Origin of the sequence: Confluentibacter flavum, from assembly GCF_002843175.1 — a bacterium.
Classification (GTDB): Bacteria; Bacteroidota; Bacteroidia; order Flavobacteriales; family Flavobacteriaceae; genus Confluentibacter; species Confluentibacter flavum.
Genome location: NZ_PJEO01000011.1, coordinates 119,684 through 144,071 on the forward strand (window position 1 = coordinate 119,684; position 24,388 = coordinate 144,071).

The 24,388-nt window shown below is 35.0% G+C and carries 11 protein-coding genes; 10 read left to right on the forward strand and 1 reads right to left on the reverse strand.

Going from position 1 to position 24,388, the window contains the following annotated elements:
• Positions 1 to 278: 278 nt before the first annotated feature.
• Positions 279 to 2,675: a glycoside hydrolase family 95 protein gene (locus CSW08_RS02260; RefSeq protein ID WP_106658282.1), complete on the reverse strand. Its 2,397-nt coding sequence runs from the start codon at positions 2,673 to 2,675 to the stop codon at positions 279 to 281.
• Between the two features lie 390 nt (positions 2,676 to 3,065).
• On the opposite strand from CSW08_RS02260, the gene CSW08_RS02265 reads away from it, so the two are divergent.
• From CSW08_RS02265 to CSW08_RS02310, 10 genes are all read left to right on the forward strand, one after another.
• A complete protein-coding gene (locus tag CSW08_RS02265) occupies positions 3,066 to 6,185 on the forward strand; it encodes a glycoside hydrolase family 2 TIM barrel-domain containing protein (RefSeq protein ID WP_106658283.1) in 3,120 nt (1,039 codons plus the stop codon).
• A gap of 5 nt (positions 6,186 to 6,190) precedes the next feature.
• Positions 6,191 to 7,759: a glycoside hydrolase gene (locus CSW08_RS02270; protein WP_238987182.1), complete on the forward strand. Its 1,569-nt coding sequence runs from the start codon at positions 6,191 to 6,193 to the stop codon at positions 7,757 to 7,759.
• A gap of 19 nt (positions 7,760 to 7,778) precedes the next feature.
• Positions 7,779 to 8,804 (forward strand): family 43 glycosylhydrolase, encoded by a 1,026-nt coding sequence (locus CSW08_RS02275; protein WP_106658285.1) that lies wholly within the window; start codon positions 7,779 to 7,781, stop codon positions 8,802 to 8,804.
• 397 nt (positions 8,805 to 9,201) lie between these two features.
• On the forward strand, positions 9,202 to 11,388 hold the full coding sequence (locus CSW08_RS02280) for an alpha-N-acetylglucosaminidase (protein ID WP_106658286.1): 2,187 nt from the start codon (positions 9,202 to 9,204) through the stop codon (positions 11,386 to 11,388).
• Positions 11,389 to 11,443: 55 nt separating this feature from the next.
• Positions 11,444 to 12,781, forward strand: coding sequence for a sugar MFS transporter (locus CSW08_RS02285; protein ID WP_106658287.1), 1,338 nt, complete (start codon positions 11,444 to 11,446; stop codon positions 12,779 to 12,781).
• 39 nt (positions 12,782 to 12,820) lie between these two features.
• The gene (gene nagB, locus CSW08_RS02290; protein ID WP_106658288.1) at positions 12,821 to 14,749 is read left to right on the forward strand and encodes a glucosamine-6-phosphate deaminase; all 1,929 of its coding nucleotides are present in this window, start codon (positions 12,821 to 12,823) and stop codon (positions 14,747 to 14,749) included.
• 159 nt (positions 14,750 to 14,908) lie between these two features.
• Positions 14,909 to 17,956, forward strand: coding sequence for a SusC/RagA family TonB-linked outer membrane protein (locus CSW08_RS02295; protein WP_106658289.1), 3,048 nt, complete (start codon positions 14,909 to 14,911; stop codon positions 17,954 to 17,956).
• A gap of 27 nt (positions 17,957 to 17,983) precedes the next feature.
• Positions 17,984 to 19,615, forward strand: a complete 1,632-nt coding sequence (locus tag CSW08_RS02300; RefSeq protein ID WP_106658290.1) for a RagB/SusD family nutrient uptake outer membrane protein — start codon at positions 17,984 to 17,986, stop codon at positions 19,613 to 19,615.
• A 142-nt stretch (positions 19,616 to 19,757) separates the two neighbouring features.
• Positions 19,758 to 22,064: a GH92 family glycosyl hydrolase gene (locus tag CSW08_RS02305; RefSeq protein ID WP_106658291.1), complete on the forward strand. Its 2,307-nt coding sequence runs from the start codon at positions 19,758 to 19,760 to the stop codon at positions 22,062 to 22,064.
• Positions 22,065 to 22,108: 44 nt separating this feature from the next.
• Positions 22,109 to 24,388, forward strand: coding sequence for a GH92 family glycosyl hydrolase (locus CSW08_RS02310; RefSeq protein ID WP_106658292.1), 2,280 nt, complete (start codon positions 22,109 to 22,111; stop codon positions 24,386 to 24,388).

Below are 24,388 nucleotides of genomic sequence, written 5' to 3' on the forward strand. Positions count from 1 at the left end.
CCATACTAAATTAAAAGTGTTTAAAATACTGATAATAAAGGGGTTGCGGATTTGTTGAAAATCCTGCCACCCCGACTTTTTAGTATATCAAATAGTGTCAAAAACTTGGTAATCGAATGATTATCAAGTTTTTGCATTTTAAAGGCTCTCATTTAATTTGCTTTGGTTTGATTAAAAAAGTGACCTATTCGGTTACCACTTTCAAAAACCCATAAAAAAGGTAACCGAATGCATTGATTTGACTTTTGTTTTTAATGTTCTCTTATTATCAAGTAATCTCACCAAATAACATCTATTTTTTCGCCCTTTTTTAACTCAATTTCCTTTTGTTCGTTATTGTAAACTAAGGTTGCTTTTCCTGATATTTTAGAAGTTATTTGTGTTTTTGTTAATGCGTTATTTTTCCACACCATAGAGATTTCAAAGCCACCACGGGCACATATACCTTTTATAGAACCATCTTTCCAAGCATCAGGTAAAGCAGGTAATAAATAGATTTTATCATTAGTTGATTGCATGAGCATTTCAATAACGGCAGCGGCACCACCAAAATTGCCATCTATTTGAAATGGAGGGTGTGCATCAAAAAGATTGGGATAAGTACCTCCGTGCCCTTTGTGAATTCCAGTGGACTTGTCGGGGTCAACATATTTAAGTAATTCCCTGTACATTTTATAGGCACGATTGCCATCCCAAAGCCTTGCCCATAGATTTATGCGCCATCCTTTGGACCAGCCTGTGGTTTCGTCACCTTTTATTTCTAAAGTTGTTCTGGAAGCATCAGCTAGATCTGGAGTATTGGTTACGGTAATATGGTTTCCGGGATAGAGACCAAAAAGATGGGATTGATGGCGGTGTTTTGGGTCTTCATCTTCCCAATCATAATACCATTCTTGCAAATTACCTTTTTTCCCAATAGTGTAGGGATGTAAATTGTTTTTTGCCTTAATGACTTCATCTAGAAATTCATCATGAATGTCTAAAGTTTTTGAGGCACTAATAAAATTATTAAATAATTCCCTTATCATAGCTAAATCGGCCGTTGCACCGTACAAAGTGGCTCCATGATAACCTGTTGGGGTAATATAAATGTTTTCTGGTGACGTTGAGGGGGATGTTATCCAATGCCCTTTATCATCTTTCACCATCCATTCCAAACAAAATTGTACAGCACCCTTCATTAATGGATAGGCATCTTCCTTTAAATAATTTTTATCTTGAGTAAAAGAATAATGCTCCCATAAATGTGTAGCAAGCCAAGTGCCACCCATATTCCAATTTGCCCAATTAGGATCACCACCACCAAAATCGCCAACAGGATTACTCAATGCCCATATATCGGAGTTTTGGCAAGCTGCCCAACCATTGACACCATAATAGGTTTTGGCCGTAACGGCTCCAGTAGTTGCAACATTTTTTATAAAAGTTAATAAAGGCTTATGTAATTCTGAAAGGTTTGCAATTTCTGCAAGCCAATAATTTTCTTCGGCATTAATGTTTAAGGTGTAATTACTGCTCCATGGTGGACGCATATAAGGATTCCAAATGCCCTGTAAGTTAGCAGGAACACCTTCTGTTCTTGATGAAGATATTAGCAAATACCTTCCAAAATTAAAATATAGAATTTCTAAATTTTTATCTTCAGGGCCATCCTTATAACGTAATAGCCTTTCGTCTGTTGGTAATTTAGGAGCATCGGAATTTCCTAAATCTAAGGCAACACGGTTGTATAATTCTTGGTAATCTTTTATATGCCTTTCTTTTAAGGATGTATATGATTTTTTATAAGCTTTTTCAAGATTTTTTATAGCTAATGCTTTGTTATCAACGCCTTCAGTCACTGGATTTTTATCAAAGCCATTAAAACTGGTCGCTATGGAAACATAGATAGTAGCTTCAGTACAATTTTTGAGCTCTATGGAATTACCAGTGTTTATTACATTTCCATCTTTGTTTGAAACTTTAAAAAGGGTTGTAAAACGAGTGCCTTTTTTCTCATCAAATAGGATGGCATTTGGTATATCCCCTCTATAGCTTGGTTCTGCATGATAAGGCGCATAACCATTAACTTTCATGATGTTTTTTTCTCTTGTGATATTGTATTTTAAAAGACTTTCAAACCCAATGGAACAATTAATGGATTCTTTCTTATTACTTGTTAGGTGAATAACCATTATTTGGTCTGGGTAGGATATAAAATATTCACGCTGAAATTTAACACCATTGGTTTCATAAGATACTTTGGAAATAGCGTTGCTAATATCAAGTTCCCTGTGGTAATTTTTAAATGTTTCTTGGTCTTTATAATGTATGGATATAGTTCCTAAAGGTGCATAGGATTGAGAAAACTGACCTTGAATAAAACGGTTTAACGAATCGGCAAGCTTATAGTTCCCTTCTTTTAAAGCGTTTCTAACGGGCTCCACATATTTGTAAGCTTCAGGATTATTGTTGGGGTTTATAGGTTCGCCCGACCATAATGTGGCGTCGTTAAGGTATATTTTATCTGAACTCACACCCCCAAAAACAGAAGCCCCCATTTTGCCGTTACCTAATACCAAGGTTTCCTCAAAGTAATTGGCGGGTTCATCATACCATAAAACTTGGCTTGATTGAGAATAACAGAGGCTAGGAACAGATAAAAGAATAATTAAGATGGATAACGGTTTAATCATAAATTATTAATATTTAAAATAGTATTCAATTTGATGATGATTTTATAATTAAGATTTGAAGTTTCAAGCAGTAAGAAAATCGAAGATATATAATTAAAAAATCTTTGTCAAAACTTTTAAAGGATTAAAAGACTTAAATCAAAGTATGTCCATGCATTTGGATAATATATCTATGCCGACACTATATGTTCTCTATAATTTTACTATCTCTATTGATTTGCGAATGTTTATTTTGAAATCTTTAGTTTAGTTGGGATCGATTAGGAGAGGTGTTTTTTACCTCCCCTTTTTCCAAATATTTGAATTGGTTGATAGAAAAATGATTAACAACACAATGGTAAATACCTACCTTATATTCATTTTAAAAGTAATAACAATAACATTCACCCTATGAAAAAAATCATTTTCTATTTATTGATAATAATCTTTTGTCAAAATGCATTCAGCCAAAACGATTGGGAAAATCCTGAAATGTTCCAACAGAACAGAGAAAAAGCCCGAGCTACTTTTCATCCTTATTCAAATACAAAGAATGCTTTAGACAATTATATAGAAAATGAAAACTTTGTTAAATGTTTAAACGGAAAATGGAAATTTAGTTTTACGGACCATTCCGATAAAGGTATTCCAGATTTTGAAAAAACGGGTTTTGATGACAGCAACTGGGATGAAATCCCCGTACCTGGAAACTGGGAACTCTACGGATATGGCTATCCAAACTACACCAATATAGAGTATCCTTTTGAGAAGAATCCGCCATTTATAAAAGACACACAAAACTCGGTAGGCTCTTATATAACTTATTTTACAGTAGATGAAAATTGGTTGAACCGTGAGGTCTATATCCAATTGGGTTCTGTGAAATCCGGTTATTATCTATGGATAAACGGAATTAAAGTGGGCTACAACCAAGATTCCAAACTTCCTGCAGAATTCAACATCACGCCCTATGTGAAAAAAGGGAAAAATAAATTGGCGGTTAAAGTCTTTAAGTTTACCGATGGCAGTTATCTGGAAGACCAGGATTTCTGGAGGTTATCGGGGATCCAACGGGATGTTTTCCTGTATGCTAGATCAAAAACCCACATAAGTGATTTCTTTTCAAAAGCCTTATTAGATACAAACTATGAAAACGGTGTTTTTACTTTAGAAACAAAAATAAGGAATGCATCCACTAAAAAAGTGTCCAATTTAAAATTGCAATATCAAGTTTTGGATGCTCAAGGCAAAGAAGTTTTATCAAATGAAAGTTTATTCAGTATTAAAGCTTCAAGCATACATAAATTGAGCTTTTCTGGCGACATCACTAAAGTGAATGCATGGTCTGCGGAAAACCCATACTTATACACTTTAGTATTAAATTTAAAAGACAGTAAAGGAAACACCATGGAGGCGACTTCAATAAAAATAGGCTTTAGAACCACAGAAATTAAAGGAGGACAGTTATTGGTAAATGGGAAACCCATTCTTCTAAAAGGCGTCAACCGCCATGAACATAACCAATATCATGGACATGTTGTCAATGAAGAAAATATGGTTGCGGACATTAAAATGATGAAACTGAACAACATCAATGCCGTTCGAACCAGCCACTATCCCAATGATCCGCTTTGGTATAAATTATGTGATCAATACGGTCTGTACATTTATGATGAGGCCAATGTAGAATCACATGGTATGGGTTATAAGCCATCAGAAACTTTGGCAAATAAACCAGAATGGAAAGCGGCGCATGTAGAACGTATTTTGAACATGGTAAAAAGAGATAAAAACCATCCCTCTATAATTATTTGGAGTATGGGCAATGAAGCCGGTGATGGTCCTAATTTTTTAGCAGGTTATAAAGCTATTTTGGAATTGGATAAGAGCCGACCCATACATTACGAGCGTGCCGAACGCATGTCGGATATTACAGAGCAACATACCGATATTATTGGTGAAATGTACAGGTCCATAGAAGATGTTGCAAAGTGGGTGGGCACGGATGCGGAGCGTCCTTTTATATGGTGCGAGTATTCCCATGCCATGGGCAATAGTTCTGGCAACTTTAAGGAATACTGGGATTTGGTGCGTGGCAACAGACAGATACAAGGGGGGTTCATTTGGGATTGGATGGATCAGGGTATTACAAAATACAGTGAGAACGGTACCAAGTTTTGGGCCTATGGAGGACATTTTGAACCAGAAGGCATACACCATGATGATAATTTCTGTTTTAATGGCTTGGTGAATCCAGATTTAACACCGCATCCCGGACTGTTTGAAGTTAAAAAAGTCTATCAAGACATACATTTTAAGGATTTGAAAATTTCTGAGGGAACGATTACCGTTTTCAATGAGCATTTTTTCTCGAATTTGGATAATTACTTAGTTAATTGGGAATTAATGGAAAACGGTAAAGCCATTCAATCGGGGACATTCAACCCAACTGGTATTTCTCCTCAAACAGAAAAAATAGTCAACCTTGGCATAAAAAATTTCAATCCTGAAAAAGGGAATGAATATTTCTTGAGTATCTATGCTTTGCAAGGAAAAGAAACTGAACTGATTCCATTCGGGCATGAGGTAGCTTCAGAACAGTTTTCGTTGCAAACCTCAGATTTGCAATTTATCAATCCAATGGCTTTAGGTAAGTTACAGGTTGAAGATGGCCAAGATGGCATTGTTGTTAAAGGAGGAAATTTTATTATAAATGTTTCTAAAAAAACGGGAGCTATCACGTCATACAAATTGAATCATTATGAATTGATGAACAATCCTTTAACCCCAACATTTTGGCGAGCCCCAACGGATAACGATTTTGGAAATAAAATGCAGGTAAGAGCCGTGGTGTGGAAAGAAGCCATGAACAATGCCATGTTAGAAAGCATCAACCATAACATCGTGTCCACTTCGGAATTAACCATCAATACAACATTAAAATTACCAACGGTGGAAGGTACGATAGATATGGTCTACAGCATTTATGGTAACGGGGAAATTAAAGTGGACTATACTTTTAAATCCAGTAAAGCAGATTTACCTGAAATCCCACGTATTGGAGTTGTGTTCAGAATGCCCAAAGAATTCGATAATCTAAAATATTATGGTCGCGGTCCTTGGGAAAATTATATAGACAGAAACACGGCGGCATTTATTAGCATCTACCAATCGAAAGTAGCAGATCAATATGTGGTGTATGGCAGACCACAAGAAAACGGACATAAAACAGACACTAGATGGCTAAGTTTAACCAATCAATTTGGAATGGGTTTTACAGTTAAAGCTCATAACACGCCTATTGAATTTAATGCCTTGCACCATGGTGCCGAAGATTTTGATGAAGGCAAGAAAAAGAGTTTAAGAACTCCAATTGATGTCAAAAAAAGGGATTTTGTGGAAGTGCATTTAGACCATAAAATGATGGGCGTTGGTGGCGATGATAGCTGGGGCGCAAAACCACACGCTCCATATATGTATTATGCAAATACAGTTTACCAATATTCGTTTTCAATGGTTCCAAAAATGTGATTAAAATGATGAAGTATTTTAAACATTTTAGAACATTTTATCTCATACTTCTGGTTTTCTTTGTTAAGAATGTGGATTGTATGGCACAAAAAGAACCTGTTTTAGAAATCACATTGCATACAAATAAAACATTTCAAACCATACATAACTTTGGCGCTTCGGATGCCTGGTCCATACAAGCTGTTGGTAAATATTGGAGCGAAGATGTAAAAAACAAAATAGCATCTCTATTATTTAGTACCTCAAATAAGCCAGACGGAAGTCCAGAAGGTATTGGGTTAACCGCCTGGCGATTTAATATTGGTGCAGGTAGTACAGAACAAGGTGAAGATAGCCAGATACTTACGGAGTGGAGAAGATCTGAAAGTTTTTTAAACGCAGATGGCACCTATAATTGGAACAAACAATCTGGGGAACTTTGGTTTTTAAATGAAGCTAAAAAAAGAGGGGTTAAAACATTTGTTGGTTTTGTAAATAGTCCGCCCGTTTTTTATACAAAAAATGGTAAAGCATTTTCAGAAGATGGGCTTTCAGCAAATATTAAAAGTGAAAACTATAAAAAGTTCGCCGATTTTCTATCGGAAGTTGTAAAAGGCGTAAAAATTGAAACAGGCGTTGATTTTGATTATATAAGTCCTTTTAACGAACCTCAGTGGGATTGGAAATGCTGTAAACAAGAAGGGTCTCCTTGGAACAATGATGAGATAGTTGAGGCAACGAAAGCGATAGATGCCTCTTTTAATACACATAATATTTCAGCTAAAATAGAAATTACCGAAGCGGGTCATTTGGATTTTTTGTATTCGGAAAAAAACAGACCTAACCGAGGAAATCAAATCGCCTACTTTTTTGATAAAAATTCGCCCGGTTATATCGGGGATTTAAAATCAATCGCTAAAAAAATTGCAGGTCATAGTTATTTCTCTACATGGGATTTAGAAACCCTAAAAAATACAAGACACCTATTAAGCAAGGAAATACAAAAAGTTGATCCTTCTTTGGAATTTTGGATGTCGGAATATTGTATTCTTGAGGATAATGACATTATTAAAGGCGGTGGACGCGATTTGGGTATCGATCCCGCAATGTATATAGCAAGAGTCATTCATTCGGATTTGGTTTTGGCAAATGCTTCGGCATGGCATTGGTGGTTGGCAGTTAGTCCCTACGATTTTAAAGACGGTCTCATTTATATAGATGACAATAAGTTTGGAGGCAATTATTATGAATCGAAAATGCTTTGGGCACTTGGGCATTATTCAAGATTTATAAAGCCAGAAATGATACGTATTGGCACATCGCACTCTGATAAAAAATCCCTTGAAGAAGCTCTTGAAGGCGTTTTGCAATCGGCGTATATGAATGAAGATGAGGTAGTAGTTATTTTGGTAAACCAACTTGACACTTCAAAGGATATTAAAATTTCAAGAATTCCAAAAGAATTTAAAGCCATGGAGGTTTACCAAACAACTAACACAACAGATGTCAATTTAAAAAAAGTGTCAGTTCTTGGAATTAAGGAAGTCATGACACTTCCAAAAAAATCATTAACAACGTGTGTGTTAAAAAGATAATCACCAAAAATATTGAACAATGCTTAAAATTTCAAAAAAAATAAACCTATTAAAAAAGCCATTGTATTTTTTAATCCTTTTATTGCTCGTTTTCAACTGCAAACAAAAAAAGAAACTTGAAGATATTAAAGAGCCTGTAACAACCAGAATTGAGAACCCGGTAATCCCAGGCTATTTTGCAGACCCTTCCATGGTTAAGTACGAAGGAAAATATTATGTGTATGCTACTATAGACCCTTGGGGTGGAGATGAGTTAGCGGTTTTTGAGTCCTCAGACTTTATTAATTGGGAACAAAAACACATTAACTGGCCAACTAAGGAAGCATGTACAAGTTTAACCTCAAATGGAAGTATGGTATGGGCACCATCTGTAATACAAGCAAAAAACGGAAAGTTTTATATGTACGTTTCGGTAGGTAGCGAGATTTGGGTTGGAGAAAGTGAAAACCCATTGGGGCCATGGAAAAACGCTAAAGAAGATCATTCACCTTTTATAAAAGGCGATATGTTTCCAGAATATCATATGATAGATGCCGAAGCTTTTATAGATGAGGATGGCCAAGCTTATTTATATTGGGGGTCTGGTTTAAATTGGGAAAACGGACATTGTTTTATAGTGCCATTGAATGATGATATGGTGTCTTTTAATGAAAATGAGATACAGGATATTACGCCACCACATTATTTTGAAGCACCCTTTATGTTAAAGAAAAATGGCACCTATTATTTAATGTATTCTGAAGGAAAATGTACAGATAGCACTTATATGGTTAGATACTCAACCGGAAATTCTCCTTATGGGCCTTGGCAAGAAGGTGCCAATAGTCCCATACTTTCAACGTCTAAAAATTCAACTACATTAGGACCTGGCCACCATACTGTTTTTAATGTTAACAATCAAAATTATATTTTCTACCACAGGATTAAAGATAACAATGATACCCTTTTACGTGAATTGGCTATAGATAGTTTGAATTTTAATGCTGCAGGCGATATTTTAAAAGTTATTCCCCAAGGAGGTGTAAGTAAGTTTACATATGAATAGTTTTATAAAAATATTTTGTGGGCATGAAGAATGCCATGTCTAATAAATTTCTTAGGATTTTTTTGTAAAAGCAGTATATTTTTAAATAAAGAGTAATTTGTCTATGTTTTTGAGTAATGTGTCCATCTTAAAAAAGGTCTTCCCTTTTAATTTTACAAATAGTTAGTATAAAATTTGTTAATAGCAAATGGTTTCAATTTGAAACCGCAATGTTTAAATGAATGGAACCTCAAATTTTAAATTTAAGATTTTGGGGGTTAAATTCAAAGTTTAGTTGGTATATAGGGAGATGATTTATTCTAAAATAATTTATTCTCCCTATTTTTTTCCACTTTTTCTAATAACAAAAGTGCTACACTAAATAATAAACTTTAAGCTTCAATCTAATTTTTTCACAATGAAAAAAAAGTATTTAAAAATCAAACACTATAAGTCATTTAAAATTTTAGTTCCACTTTTATTGATGTCATTTTTTTTGATGTTCACTATATCATGTAAAAATACAAAAGAAATAAAAAGTAAAAGCGCCTATGAAGTTATAGAAAATCTTATTGGCGAACGTGCCAATGATTTTGAACTCATTATTGTAGAAAAACAAGATGATACATCCGCTGATTGGTTTGAAATTGAAGCAACAGCAAATAAAGTAACAATCAAAGGAAGCACCCATACGGCCATTTGTTATGCGGCCTATCATTTTCTTAAGGATATTGCGGCAGTTTTGGTTAGTTGGGAAGGTCATAGAATAAATGTGCCTAAAACATGGCCAATTTATTCTAAAAAAGGAGCAACACCCTTTAAATACAGAGAATATTTAAATGCCTGCACCTTTGGATATACTACACCTTGGTGGGACTGGGAGCGGTGGTCGCAAGAAATAGACTGGATGGCACTTCATGGTATTAATTTGCCAACGGCTTTAGAAGGACAAGAAATTGTTTGGCAACAGTTATGGAAAGAATTTGGGTTAACAGATAGCCAATTGCAAGAGCATTTTACAGGGCCCGCATTTTTACCATGGCAACGAATGGGTAATATAAATAGCCATGAAGGACCATTGCCTCAAACGTGGATGGATAAAAAATCCAACATTCAGAAAAAAATACTGCAAAAAATGAGAGCATTAGGCATGCATCCCGTTGTGCCGGCTTTTAGCGGCTATGTACCAAAAGCATTTGCAGAAAAATATCCAAAATCAAAAATAAGCGAATTAAGTTCTTGGTCTGGTGGAGGTTTTGAAAGCACGTTTTTGTTAGATCCAAAAGATCCACTATTTAAAGAAATAGGAAAACGGTTTATAGAATTGTATTCAGAATTATATGGACAATCCGATTTTTATTTAGCAGATTCATTTAATGAAATTCAGCCTCCGGTATCTGAAGAAAACAAGTATGAAGAACTATCAGATTATGGAAAAACTATTTACGAAACCATTAACGAGGCAGTTCCTGGGGCTACTTGGGTGATGCAAGGGTGGCTTTTTGGTAATGATAAAGATTATTGGACAAAAGAAGCAACGATGGCTTTTTTAAGTAAAGTTCCTGATAACAGATTAATCATTCAAGATTATGCCAATGATAGGTACAAGGTATGGGAACATCAAGAAGCCTTTTATGGGAAGCAATGGACTTATGGGTATGTGCATAATTACGGAGGATCCAATCCTGTGTATGGTGATTTGAATTTTTATAATCAAGAACTTAAAAGTTTATTGGATAACTCAAACAAAGGAAATTTAGTGGGTTATGGTGTGATGCCAGAAGGATTGAATAATAACCCAGTAGTTTACGAATATATTTATGATCTCGCATGGGAGCAAGGGAAAGAACCCGTAAAAGAATGGTTGAAAACGTACTTAAACGCTAGATATGGGAACACATCCGATACGGTTTTTAAAGCATGGAAATTATTAATAGAATCTGTTTACAGCACTAAATATTGGGAGACCCGTTGGTGGGATAGTAGAGCAGGGGCTTATTTATTTTTTAAACGACCAACTTTAAAAATAACTGAATTTAAGGGAAATCCTGGGAATAAAGAAAAGCTAGGTCAAGCTTTAAATATGTTGGTTAAGGAATCTAAAAACTTTGATGAAAATAGCTTTTTCTATTATGATTTGTTAGATGTATCCAGACATTATTATTCTTTATGTATTGATGATTTATTGGTAGAATGTGTTAAGGCATATAACGCAAAAGAATTAGCAAGAGGAGACGAATTGTACAAAAAAATAGAGAAGCAATCTTTGGATATAGATGCCATGCTTTCAGGTCAACCCACAAATAATTTAAATCATTGGTTAACATCTGCCTACAATTATGGAGATTCTGCAGAAGAATCTAAACTTTATTTAAAAAATGCTAAAATGCTCATTACTTTATGGGGCGGTGAAGGTCATTTAAATGATTATGCTTCTAGATCATGGCAAGGCATGTACAAAGAATTTTATTGGCCAAGATGGAGCATGTTTTTACAGGCACTAAGAGAATCTACAATAACTAATCAACCTTTTGATGAATTAAAAGAAAGGGAATCAATAAAAGAATGGGAAATGAATTGGTGTAATAGCGACGATATGTATTAAAAGTACGCAAATATAATATCACCAATTTTTTCATAAATTAATAATAATAAATGCTATGTCAACAACAAAACCCAAAGCAAAGCCCAATAAAAATTTAGTTCCAATCATAATCATTGCGGGACTATTTTTCATTTTTGGTTTTGTAACATGGATAAATGGGGCACTCATTCCTTTTATGAAGACCATAAACGAGCTAACCGATGCGCAATCTTATTTTGTAGCTACAGCATCTTATATTTCCTTTGTGGTGATGGCGTTGCCAGCTTCTTATATTCTAAATAAAATCGGGTATAAAAAAGGCATGTCCTTAGGTTTAATTATAATGGCGGTTGGTGCTTTAGTCTTTATTCCTGCTGCCGAAGCGCGAACATATTGGGTGTTTTTAACCGGTATTTTTATTCAAGGTATAGGCATGACACTTTTGCAAACAGCAGCCAATCCTTATATTACCATATTAGGCCCTATAGAAAGTGGTGCAAAGCGTATTGCCATTATGGGAATTGCAAACAAAACAGCAGGAGCTTTAGGGTCATTGATTTTTGGTGCTTTATTATTATCTGGGATAGATGAAGTTAAAGAGAAATTATCAAACGTATCTGTAGAAGAAAAAAGTGTGCTTTTAGATGGTATGGCAGATAGTGTGTTTGTGCCTTATCTGGTTATGGCACTGGTTTTATTCGTTTTAGGATTATTAATCAGAAAAGCTCCCTTACCTCATGTTGAAGCTGCTGAGACTATTGAAGCTAAAGATGGGGGAACAACAAAGACAAACATTTTTCAGTTCCCTAACTTATGGTTAGGTGTATTAGCGCTGTTTGTTTACGTAGGTGCAGAAGTCATTGCAGGTGATACCATTATTGCTTATGGTATTTCTTTAGGGTTTTCTGCGGCTGATGCAAAGTTTTTTACAACATTTACCCTTTTGGCCATGGTGGTTACATATGCTTTAGGAGTTATTTTAATTCCTAAATACTTAAAGCAAAGTACGGCACTTAAAATGAGTGCGCTATTGGGTATTGTTTTTAGTGTTTGTATTTTATTAACTTCAGGATTTACTTCTATTCTATTTGTTGCATGTTTAGGGATTTCAAACGCATTGGTTTGGCCAGCCGTTTGGCCATTGACATTAGAAGGTTTGGGCAAGTTCACTAAAACAGCATCTGCTTTACTTATTATGGCTATTTCAGGAGGGGCTATTATACCGCCTTTGTATGGACGTTTGGTAGATGCCAATAAGCATGAACTAATGGCTAAAGGAGTTGGAGAAGTTGAGGCGTTAGCATCGGCAGCCAATAGTAGTTATTGGATATTGATTCCTTGCTATGCCATTATATTGTTTTTTGCAGTATGGGGACACACATATAAAAGTTGGTCTATAGGAAAGCGTCATTAAAATAATCAAAATATATAACCAAGAAATAAATCAAAAACAATGTTAAAGAGTGGTATAGATAAGGCAACAAGTTTTGAAAAACGATTTGAAAATATAGGAACTGTAGTTTACCAAAATTCAACAGAAGCTTCCAAATCGGTTGCCAAGGAAATAGCGGATTTAATTAAGGTTAAGCAGGCCCAAAAGCAACCCTGTATATTGGGATTGGCAACAGGATCGTCTCCAAAAGGATTGTATGCGGAATTGGTGCGTTTGCACAAAGAAGAAGGACTTAGCTTTAATAATGTCATCTCATTTAATCTGGATGAATATTATCCCATGGAACCAGATTCCATCAATAGCTATGTGCGGTTTATGAAAGAGCAACTGTTCAACCATGTGGATATACTTCCAGAAAACTATCATATTCCAGATGGGACATTGACAAAAGAAGCTATTTCGGATTTTTGCAATCAATACGAAGCAAGAATAGAGGCTTTGGGCGGTATTGATTTGCAGATTTTGGGCATTGGCGGCAATGGTCACATTGGTTTTAACGAGTCTGGGTCGCTCCAAAACTCAAAGACTCGCTTAGTAGCTTTGGATCATATTACAAGAGTAGCGGCAAGCAATGATTTCTCAGGATTGAACAATACACCAAGAACGGCCATTACTTTGGGAGTGAAAAAGATTATGGAGGCTAAACGGGTGATATTGATGGCCTGGGGGGAAGGAAAGTCAAACATTATAAGAACCTCTGTGGAAGGCACGATTACCAATTTGGTGCCAGCATCATTTTTACAGGAACATAACAATGCTACGTTTGTTCTGGATAAAGCAGCAGCATCCAAATTAACGCGCATCAATACGCCTTGGTTGGTTGAAAAGGTAAATTGGACGGATAAGCTCATCCGAAAAGCCGTTTTGGGTTTGGCACTTCATTTAAAAAAACCAATCTTAATGTTAACCGATGCGGATTATATAGAGAATGGTATGAGTGATCTGTTGGCAGATTCTGGACCCGCATATGATATTAATATTAAAATCTTCAATAAATTACAAAATACCATTACGGGCTGGCCAGGAGGTAAGCCAAATGCTGATGATAGCAAACGGCCAGAGCGTGCTGAGCCTGCCAAAAAGCGAGTGCTTATTTTTAGTCCCCATCCAGACGATGACATCATTAGTATGGGGGGCACTTTCAAGCGCCTTCAGGAACAAGGGCATGAGGTACATGTTGGGTATCAGACTTCGGGCAATATAGCTGTTGCTGATGATGAAGCTCTCAGGTTTGCCAGTTTTGTTTGTGATTATAATACTAAGTTCAGTATAGAAAGTAAAGAGGCCAAAGCAATATATAAAAAAGCTGAAGCATTTCTTAAGAATAAAAAAGCAAGTGAAATAGATATACCTGAAGTTAGGTACATTAAAGGTTTAATACGAAAAGGGGAAGCCCAATCTACCTGTTATTTTGTTGGTTTACCAGATAGCCAAATCCATTTTATGGAACTTCCTTTTTATGAAACTGGTACCATAGAGAAAAAACCATTAGGGGAAGAAGACATCCAAATAACGATGGATTTAATAGAAAAAATAAAACCCCATCAAATTTATGCTGCTGGTGATTTGGCCGATCCACATGGCACCCATAAAGTATGTTTAGATGCGGTATTTGAAGCTGTGAAACGCTTAAAACCCAAAAAGTTTATGGACGATTGTTGGGTTTGGTTATATCGTGGGGCATGGCAAGAATGGGGCATCGATGAAATAGAAATGGCCGTACCAATGGGGCCAGACCAAGTATTGGAAAAACGAAAAGGAATCTTTAAACACCAGTCTCAAAAAGATGGTGTGGTATTTCAAGGTGCAGATAGTAGAGAATTTTGGCAACGTGCGGAAGACAGAAACAGGGAAACGGCAGATTTGTATGATCAATTAGGTTTGTCGCACTATGCAGCCATGGAAGCCTTTGTAAGATGGATGTATTAATCTTAAAAAAAAATTAAAAATATTATGTGATTGATACTAATAAAATACCATTATTCCTAAGATTAATGAAAATATCCATACAATTGAATAAGATGTCCATTACTTAACAGATCCTTAACAATAGTTTAGCATAACTAAAAATAATCAAACAATTATAATATGGAAAAACTAAAACTTTTATTATTAGCCTTTTTTATAGGCTTCTCATTTAATTCATGGGCGCAAGATGAAGTATCTGGTGTTGTGTCAGATGCAAATAATGTTCCTGTAGCAGGAGCTAATGTTAGTATTAAAGGCACTTCGGTAGGAGCTGCCACAGATTTTGATGGTATTTTTTCCATCAAGGCATCTAAGGGAGATATATTTGTGTTTTCTTATTTGGGCTACAAAACCTTAGAAGTAACTTATAATGGTCAATCTACTTTAAATGTAACATTACAAGAAGATAGTGCTAAACTTGATGAGGTACTTATTATAGGTTATGGTACGGCAAAGAGAAGTGATTTAACAGGTTCTATTGCATCAATGGATTCTAAGCAATTAGAAAAAACAAACAAAGTTGATGCTATTTCTGCATTACAAGGACAAGCTGCGGGCGTGGTTATTCAACGTACAGATAACAAACCAGGAGCCGGTGGCTTTAATATTCGTATACGTGGAGCCAGTACCATTAACTCTAATCAAACTGCAGATCAAGGAGGTTTTAATCCTGGGCAAAATCCACTTTTTATTGTAGATGGAATTTTTGTGGATGATATATCATTTTTAAACCCATCAGATATTGATAGAATGGATATTCTTAAAGATGCTTCTGCCACGGCTATTTATGGATCTAGAGGTAGTAATGGTGTGGTGATTATAGAAACTAAGCGAGGTAAAAAAGGGAAACTAAGAGTTAATTATAGCAATTATGTAGGATTCAAACAAGCATATCATTTACCATCTATTCAAGATGGGCCAGGATATGTTGAATATCTTAAGGATGTTGTAGTTGGTAACCAGTTTGCTTCAGGCAACTTAAGTTATACAAGAAATGATGTTGTATTGTCAGATTATTTAGATGCCGAAGAATTGCAAAATATTGCAGATGGGGTAAATACAAATTGGGTTGATCTTGCATTACAGAATGGTTTCCAAACAAATCATACCATTAATATGAGTGGCGGAAATGATAATACTAAATATGCAACAGGTCTTGCGTATACTCAGGATGAGGGAACACTTGGTGGAGAGATTTTCGAAAGATATAATATTAGAGGAAGTTTAAGTAGTGACCTTAATAAATGGTTGAACATAAGTGTGAGTAACTATATAACTAATGCAATACAAAATTCAAGTAGCTGGGAAGGATTTAGAAGTGCATACAGGTTAAAGCCTATTGGAAGACCATACAATGATGATGGGTCATTAAGATTTTTTCCAACAGAGAAAGAAACTCAAATTACCAATCCATTATTTGAGCCAACTGGAGAAACTAAAGAGACTAAATATTTACAATACATTGGTGATATAGCATTACGCGTTAAGCCTATGGAAGGATTAACTTTAACTACTAAATTCTCACCAAACATTAAATATACTAGATATGGTGAGTATCGTGGACTTTATTCAAAAAGTGTTACTGGCAATCCAGTAAACAGAAGAGCCCAGGTAAATAATTTTAACTATTTTTCATATTCTTGGGATAACATTTTAAACTATAAATTTACTAAGGGTATACACTTAATTGATTTTACTGGTGTAATTTCAAGATTCATGGAGCGTTCAGAAGGTTATTACAACCAAGTTAGAAATTTTACTACTGATAATTATTCTTTTTATAATTTAGATGCAGGACTTGATATTAGAGAAGTTTCTGGTGATTTTTCTAAGCAAACACTCGAATCATATACGGCAAGATTAAATTATACTTTAATGGATAAGTATTTATTTACTATAACAGGAAGGTATGATGGCTCATCAATACTTTCAGATAAGAATAAATGGGCTTTTTTCCCATCCGCAGCATTTGCATGGAAAATGATGGACGAAAAATTCATGCAGTCACAAGAAATATTTTCTAATGCTAAACTAAGATTAAGTTATGGGCAAACAGGAAACAATGGACAAGGAGGAGGATTAGGACCTTTAAGATCTCAATCCTTATTAGGTAGTAGTGCTACAAATTTAGGTGATGCTGCTGTGCCATCTTTGTTTGTAACTGATATAGCAAATGAAGATCTTACTTGGGAAAAAACAAGTGAGGTAAACATTGGTTTTGATTTTGGTCTTTTAAATAATAAAATAAATGGTTCTATTGATATATATAATAGAAAAAATACAGATATTATATTTTTTAAAAGCTTACCATCAGTTACAGGGTTTTCAGGTATTTACGATAACATAGGAGAGTCAACTAATAAAGGAGTTGAAATTGCATTGAATACTGTAAATATTGACAAAGGAGATTTTAAATGGACGACTAATTTTAATTTCGCTTCAAACAAGAATACTATCGATAAGTTAAATGGAAGCGATATCATATTTAATGTGTCTGGCACCAACCTTATTCATAGAGTAGGAGAACCCATTGGGGCAATTTATGATTATGAACTTGATGGAATTTGGCAACTTGATGAAGTTGATGAAGCTGCAGTGTATGGACAAACTCCTGGTCAGGTTAGAGTAAAAGATTTAAATAACGATGGACAAATTACGGCTAGTGCAGATAGAAAGGTTGTAGGACAGATTACACCTAAGTGGACTGGTGGTGTTACTAGTACAATGAATTACAAAAACTTTGACTTTACATTTTTTGTTAGTACAAGCCAAGGAAATAAGGTAAATAGTAACTTCCATAGTAATTTATCTTTTCCTTGGGATAGTGATCCTTCAAGGCTTTTTAATGCTTACAAGGTAGATTATTGGACTCCTAATAATCCAACAAACGATTGGTATCAACCTGGTAATGGTGGACAGTATCAACATACTATTAAATATAAAGATGTTTCTTTCACAAAAGTTGGATACATGACATTGGGTTACAGCTTTCCAACTCCTATTATGGATAAGCTTAAAATTGAAAGTTTAAGAATATATACAACAGTACAAAATCCATTCATCATTACAAAATATGATGGATGGGATCCTGAAAGTGCAGGCAGGAATTCTTGGGGCGCATCATACATGGCACGTACATACATGTTAGGTCTTAGTTTAAACTTTTAATTATTTGTTAAATAAAATTTATAGAAAATGAAATATATTAATTATAAAATAATTGCAGTACTACTTACAGCAGGTATATTTAGTACTAGTTGCGATAGTTATTTGGAGGAAGAAAATAAGTCTTCTTTAACTGTTGAGACCGCAAATTCTGATTCAGAAACTTTTGATCAATTAGTTGCTTCAGTATATGAAAGAGCTAGAGAAACCACAACACATTATACTTCTGATTTGTATTATGCTTTAGAAGATTTAGGTACAGATATTGTAACAAGAAGATCGCCAATTCAAGGAACAGATGAGATAAACGATTATGTGAACATGAACTCGTTTACTTGGGCAGTTGGCGTATTTTGGAATAATCAATATAGTATTATAGCAGCAGCTAATGTGGCTATAGATAATGCAGATAAAATCGAAGGTCTTACAGAAAGTGAAAAATTTCTTGGAATTGGGGAATCTAAATTTTTTAGAGCTTGGTCATACTTTAGTTTAGTTGAGAATTATGGTGGAGTTCCTCTAATTTTAAATCCAGTTACTACAGGTGATGTTAATTATACTCGTGATACTGAAGAGGCTGTCTATACACAAATAGTACAAGATCTTCAAGATGCATTAGACGCAGTTCCAGTTAGTCCATCTGCTTATGGTAGAGTATATAAAGATGCTGTAAGACACCTTTTGTCTAAAGTATTGTTAACAAGGGGTTATAAATCGTTTGGCCCTTCAACAGACTTTACTGATGCCGTTTCTTTAGCCGAGACAGTTATTAGTAATCATAATTTAGTTCCTTCGTTTGCTCAATTAGTAAGTATAAATAATCAAAGAAATTCAGAAGTGATTTTTTCTTATTTGTTTGGAAACAATTCTGTAAGTCGAGGTTGGGGAAATTCAAAACACATGTTATATAAGTTTAGATTTTATGATTATCCAGGTTTAGAGAAAACGGTACAAGGTTTAAGTGGTATGCCAACACCTTTTTACTATTCGCTTTTCGATGATAACGATGAAAGAGCAGAGGCTACTTTCGCAAGAGTTATTTATGCTACAGAAGATTATACAGCTACTGTAGGTGGTTTGCCAGTTAATGTAGTTGCAGGGGATACAGCTATATATTTTCCTAAAACGGCATGGTCTCCGGTAGTTATTGCTACTAAACCTTATAAAGTAATAAATCCAGGAACCTATTTTCAAAGTGATGGTATAACAAATACTCATTTTCCTATGTTTAAAAAGTTTGATGATCCAGATGTTCCTTTTACTCAACCTGATCAATCTTCGCAAGGAGAGAGAGATATGGTTATGATGAGAAGTGGTGAAGCATACTTAATTGCAGCTGAAGCTTATTTACAGTTAAGTAATACTAATGATGCAGCATTGCGTCTTACAGAACTACGTTCAAGATCGGGGTTAACAACTGCGGTAGACCCAGGTGATGTAGATATAGATTTTATCTTAGATGAAAGAGCAAGAGAGTTAACAGGAGAAGTAAATAGATGGATGGATTTAAAAAGAACTGGAAAGTTAATAGAGAGAACTTTATTACATAACCCACATGCTGCTTTAAATAATGTACTTACTACAAAACATCTTTTAAGACCTATACCTCAATCTGAAATTGATGCCACTGGAGGTAGCATCGTACAAAATCCTAATTATTAATAAGGAGATTTCAAAGAGGTTTTATTAAGTAGTTAATTTAAATAGGCAGGAGATTTTTTCCTGCCTATATTTTTAATATTTCATACCAAACGTCCCTTATCGATAAATAGTTATGAGGGATTTTAAACAGATTATATTAAATATGAGTAGAATTTTTATATATAGAAATATAAGAATATTTTTTTTTCTTATTCTTATAGCATCATGTACTGTTCAAAAAAATAATTCATTTAAAAAAGAACCATTAGTAGATAAAGTATATCCTTTTTTAGATACTGAAAATTCAAGATGGTTTTTCTTTTCATCTGCCAGCCGCCCTTTTGGAATGGTTAATTTAAGTCCAGACACGCAAATTGGAGGCGATTGGGGAACTGGGTATCGCTACAATACGGATACAATAAAAGGTTTCAGTCATATTCATGCTTGGCAACTATCTGGAATTTCTGTTATGCCTGTCGTAATAAGCAAATCGGATAACACCTCAATATTTACCGACTTTTATTCTAAATTCAGCCATGAAACCGAAAAAGTAACTCCTGGATATCACTCACTGGTATTGGATAGATACCAAATAACAGCTGAATTAACCAGTACAAAAAGAGTCAGTTTTCATAGATATACATTTCCAGAGTCTGCGGAAAAAGACATTCTTTTTAATTTAAATACTATTTTGGGTCCATGTGAAAATATAGAGGGGGTTTTAGAACAGAATAATGATACAGAGCTTTCTGGTTCCTTAGTAATGACACCAACACATAGGCGTCCAAAACCTTTTAAAGTTTACTTTAAAATTATACTCAATCAACCAATTGTTTCTATAAAACAAGATGCTTTAACAGGAAATTATTTAATCAATTTAGGTGAATCTAATGAAAAAGTATTGATGAAAGTAGGGATATCCTATACTTCAAGCGAGAATGCTGCCAATAATATGGAACAAGAGTTGCCTCATTGGGATTTTGATAAAGTTGTTGATGATTCTAAAGCCGAATGGAATACTATGTTGTCTAGAATTCAAGTAGAAGGAGGAACACATACTGAACAAAAGCGCTTTTATACCGATTTGTGGCATGCCTTACAAGGACGTAGGATCATTAGTGATGCTAATGGCGCTTATCCTGATAATACTGGTGAAACGTTTAGGATTGGGCAGTTGCCTTTAAAAGAAGATGGTAAACCGCAATTTAATCATTATAATTCCGATGCTTTTTGGGGCGCGCAATGGTCAATCAATACGCTTTGGGGATTGGTATATCCTGAGATTATGGAAGAGTTTGTGTATTCTTTAATGCAATATTATAAAGACGGAGGGATGATTCCACGTGGACCATCGGGCGGGAATTACACGTTTGTAATGACGGGAGCTTCATCAACACCATTTATAGTAAGTGCTATTCAAAAAGGAATCGTAAAAGAGGATTTAGAATCTATTTATGTAGCGCTCAAAAAAAACCATATGCCCAATGGTATTATGGGAAAAGCTGGTTACGAGCACACAACTAATGAGGGGGGAGGTTTAACACATTATATGGATAAAGGCTATGTTCCATATCCACTCCCAGAAGGCAATTTTGGAAGTCATCAAGACGGTGTTAGTCAAACATTGGAATATGCTTATCAGGATTGGACATTGGCGCAATTGGCTAAGAAATTGCATCATGAAGAAGATTACAATTATTTTATGGCCAGGTCTAAAAATTATCAACATGTGTTTGATACCAATATAGGTTGGATGCGTCCTAAAAATGTTGAAGGGAAATGGTTTGAAAATTTTGACCCTTATCAATACGAACATGGATTTATAGAGTCAAATGCAGCGCAATCTACTTGGTTTGTACCACATGATATCGATGGTTTAGCAACATTGATGAGCGGAAAAGACAAAGCTGTTGAAAAATTAAATACGCAATTTGAAACAGCCAAAGCGTTAAAATTTACTTCAGGAACATCACATGATGCCGAATTACATCCTGAGTATAGCCGAATTCCAATCAATTTTGGGAATCAACCTTCTATACAAACCTCATTTATATTTAATCAACTAGGTAGACCAGAATTGACACAATATTGGACAAGGACTGTGATTAAAGAAACTTTTAGTGGTTTGTCTCCAAGCACAGGCTATAACGGCGATGAAGATCAAGGCTTAATGGGAAGCTTGAATGTGTTGCTTAAAATTGGTTTGTTTCAAATGAATGGAGGTACAGAAGAGCATCCGGAATATCAAATAGGAAGTCCTATTTTTAATAAAGTCACCATACAATTACATCCAAAATATTATTCAGGTAAAACGTTTGTTATTAAGGCGCCTGATAATAGTGCAGAGCAGATTTATATAAATAATTTACAACTGAATAATAAACCATTAAGACAACTAAATATATCTCATGATGCCATTACAAATGGTGGTGAGTTGTACTTGGAAATGTCTAGCAAACCGAATCAATAATAGAATAAATTTTAAAATCGTTGCCAATTAAAACTTTTAAATAGATGAAATTAAAGCTTAAACAACTTATTGTTGGAATAATAGTATGCTTTGTTATACAGAGTAATGCTCAAAATAAGTTGCATACGTATGTAGATCCTATGATTGGATCTGAAGGAGACGGACGTGTATTTATTGGACCTTCATGTCCGTTCGGAATGGTAAAACCAAGTCCGGATTGTACCGTAAGTCCGAATAGTGGTTGGTTACCCATGCCGAAGGAAGTAACAGGGTTTAGTCAAGTACATGTGAGTGGTACGGGCGGCGGACCAAAATACGGAAACATTCAAATCATGCCATTTTCCGGGGAATTAAATAAGATTGACCAAACTTCATTTAGACAGGAAGAAAACGTAAAACTTGGATATTATGAAACTGTTTTTAAGGAAAACCAAATAAAAACAGAAATAACCACAGGAGAAAAAGTGTCTTTTTATCGCATCACATATCCTAAATATGTCACTAAAGATTTAAAGATTGATCCCGGGTTTTTCTTAGGAGAACCAAAAGAACCAGATCCAGATGCTAGAGAAGCTCAGCAATTTGTGGGATCTCAAATCGAAATAGTTTCAGACACAGAAGTTAGAGGCTATAGCCGAATTAGAGGCGGTTGGAATAATGGTCGTGCCTATACCGTTTATTTTTGGGCCGTTTTTGATCAGCCCATTGCAAAATACGTGACTTGGAAAGATGGAAAATTTTATTCCAATACATCGGCTCAATTTGATTCTGGAAAAAAAACAGGCGCTTTATTATCTTTTGGAAAAGAGGGCAAACAAGAACTTAATGTTAAAATAGGCATCTCGTTTTTAAGTTCATTAAAAGCAAAAAACAATATAGAAGTAGAAATCCCGCATTGGAATTTTAATAGCGTTTTATCAGCCTTAGAAAATAAATGGGAACAACTGTTAAGCCGTATCACAATATCACCAGATACTTCAGAAGATTATAAAAAAATGTTTTATACAGGCTTATATCATACCATGATCATGCCTGTTGATAGAACAGGGGAAAACCCTTTATGGACCAATGATGAACCCTATTACGATGATTTTTATTGTATTTGGGACACATTTAGAACCTCTAGTCCGTTAATCACAATCATCGATCCAGACAGGGAAGTTGAGATTATTAATGCTATGTTGAATATTTATAAGCGTGATGGCTATTTGCCAGAGGGCAGAAGTGGAAACGAAAATGGACGTACACAAGGAGGCTCTAATGCTGAAACAGTAATTGCTGATGCCTTTGTTAAAAATTTAAAAGGTATTGATTATGAATTAGCACTAAAAGCCATGCTTAAAGACGCCGAAGTGCTTCCGGGAGGTAATGAAGAAAAAGAAGGACGTGGCGGATTGAATGAATATTTAAACCTAGGATATATTCCTTATGGCATCGACCGTGCAGGAAATAGAACTATAGATTATGCCTATAATGATTACAATATTGCTACAGTAGCCAAGGGTTTAAACCATACCGCTATTTATGATAGATATATCAAGCAGTCGGAATATTGGAAAAACCTTTGGAGAGCTGATTATGAAGATAATGGTTCTAAAGGATTTATTATGCCCAAAGATGCTTCAGGAAATTGGTTGGATGATGTGGTTTTTGGCGAGTCAAAAATTCAGAAACCAACGTTTAAATATACACCAACAATTACCGAATCTCCTTGGTATGTTTGCCACTGGTGTGTGTTTTTTTACGAAGGAACTTCTTGGGAATATTCGTTAAGTATCCCTCATCATATTCCTGAAGTTGTTGCTAGGTCTGGAGGAGATTTAGCTTTTAAAAACAGATTGGATACGTTTTTTGAAAAGGAATTGTATGATGTGTCAAACGAACCTTCTTTTTTAGCGCCTACCATGTACCATTGGATTGGTCGCCCAGACTTAAGTAGCGATAGAATACATACCATTATAAAAAATAATTTTAATAGTTCACCAAAAGGTTTGCCGGGTAACGACGACTCTGGAGCCATGTCTTCTTGGTTGGCTTTTCACATGATGGGATTGTATCCCAATGCTGGGCAGCCTTATTATTTAATAAATACACCCTTGATTAAAGAAATCACATTCCAATTAAAAGGAGGCAAATCTTTTAAGATTTCTACTAAAAATCTGAGTGATAAAAAGAAGTATATCAATTCGGCGACATTAAACGGAGAGCCCTATAACAAAGCATGGATTTTACACGAAGATATCGTTAATGGTGGCGAATTAATTTTAGAAATGGCATCAAAGCCATCATCTTGGGGAACCACTATGTTACCACCAACAAAATAA

Excerpts from the sequence above, each read along its gene's own strand:
- CSW08_RS02275 (WP_106658285.1), top strand. The coding sequence starts at position 7,779 with ATGCTTAAAATTTCAAAAAAAATAAACCTATTAAAAAAGCCATTGTAT.
- CSW08_RS02305 (WP_106658291.1), top strand. The coding sequence starts at position 19,758 with ATGAGTAGAATTTTTATATATAGAAATATAAGAATATTTTTTTTTCTT.
- CSW08_RS02265 (WP_106658283.1), top strand. The coding sequence starts at position 3,066 with ATGAAAAAAATCATTTTCTATTTATTGATAATAATCTTTTGTCAAAAT.
- CSW08_RS02295 (WP_106658289.1), top strand. The coding sequence starts at position 14,909 with ATGGAAAAACTAAAACTTTTATTATTAGCCTTTTTTATAGGCTTCTCA.
- CSW08_RS02310 (WP_106658292.1), top strand. The coding sequence starts at position 22,109 with ATGAAATTAAAGCTTAAACAACTTATTGTTGGAATAATAGTATGCTTT.
- CSW08_RS02280 (WP_106658286.1), top strand. The coding sequence starts at position 9,202 with ATGAAAAAAAAGTATTTAAAAATCAAACACTATAAGTCATTTAAAATT.
- CSW08_RS02300 (WP_106658290.1), top strand. The coding sequence starts at position 17,984 with ATGAAATATATTAATTATAAAATAATTGCAGTACTACTTACAGCAGGT.
- CSW08_RS02260 (WP_106658282.1), bottom strand. The coding sequence starts at position 2,675 with ATGATTAAACCGTTATCCATCTTAATTATTCTTTTATCTGTTCCTAGC.
- nagB (WP_106658288.1), top strand. The coding sequence starts at position 12,821 with ATGTTAAAGAGTGGTATAGATAAGGCAACAAGTTTTGAAAAACGATTT.
- CSW08_RS02270 (WP_238987182.1), top strand. The coding sequence starts at position 6,191 with ATGATGAAGTATTTTAAACATTTTAGAACATTTTATCTCATACTTCTG.
- CSW08_RS02285 (WP_106658287.1), top strand. The coding sequence starts at position 11,444 with ATGTCAACAACAAAACCCAAAGCAAAGCCCAATAAAAATTTAGTTCCA.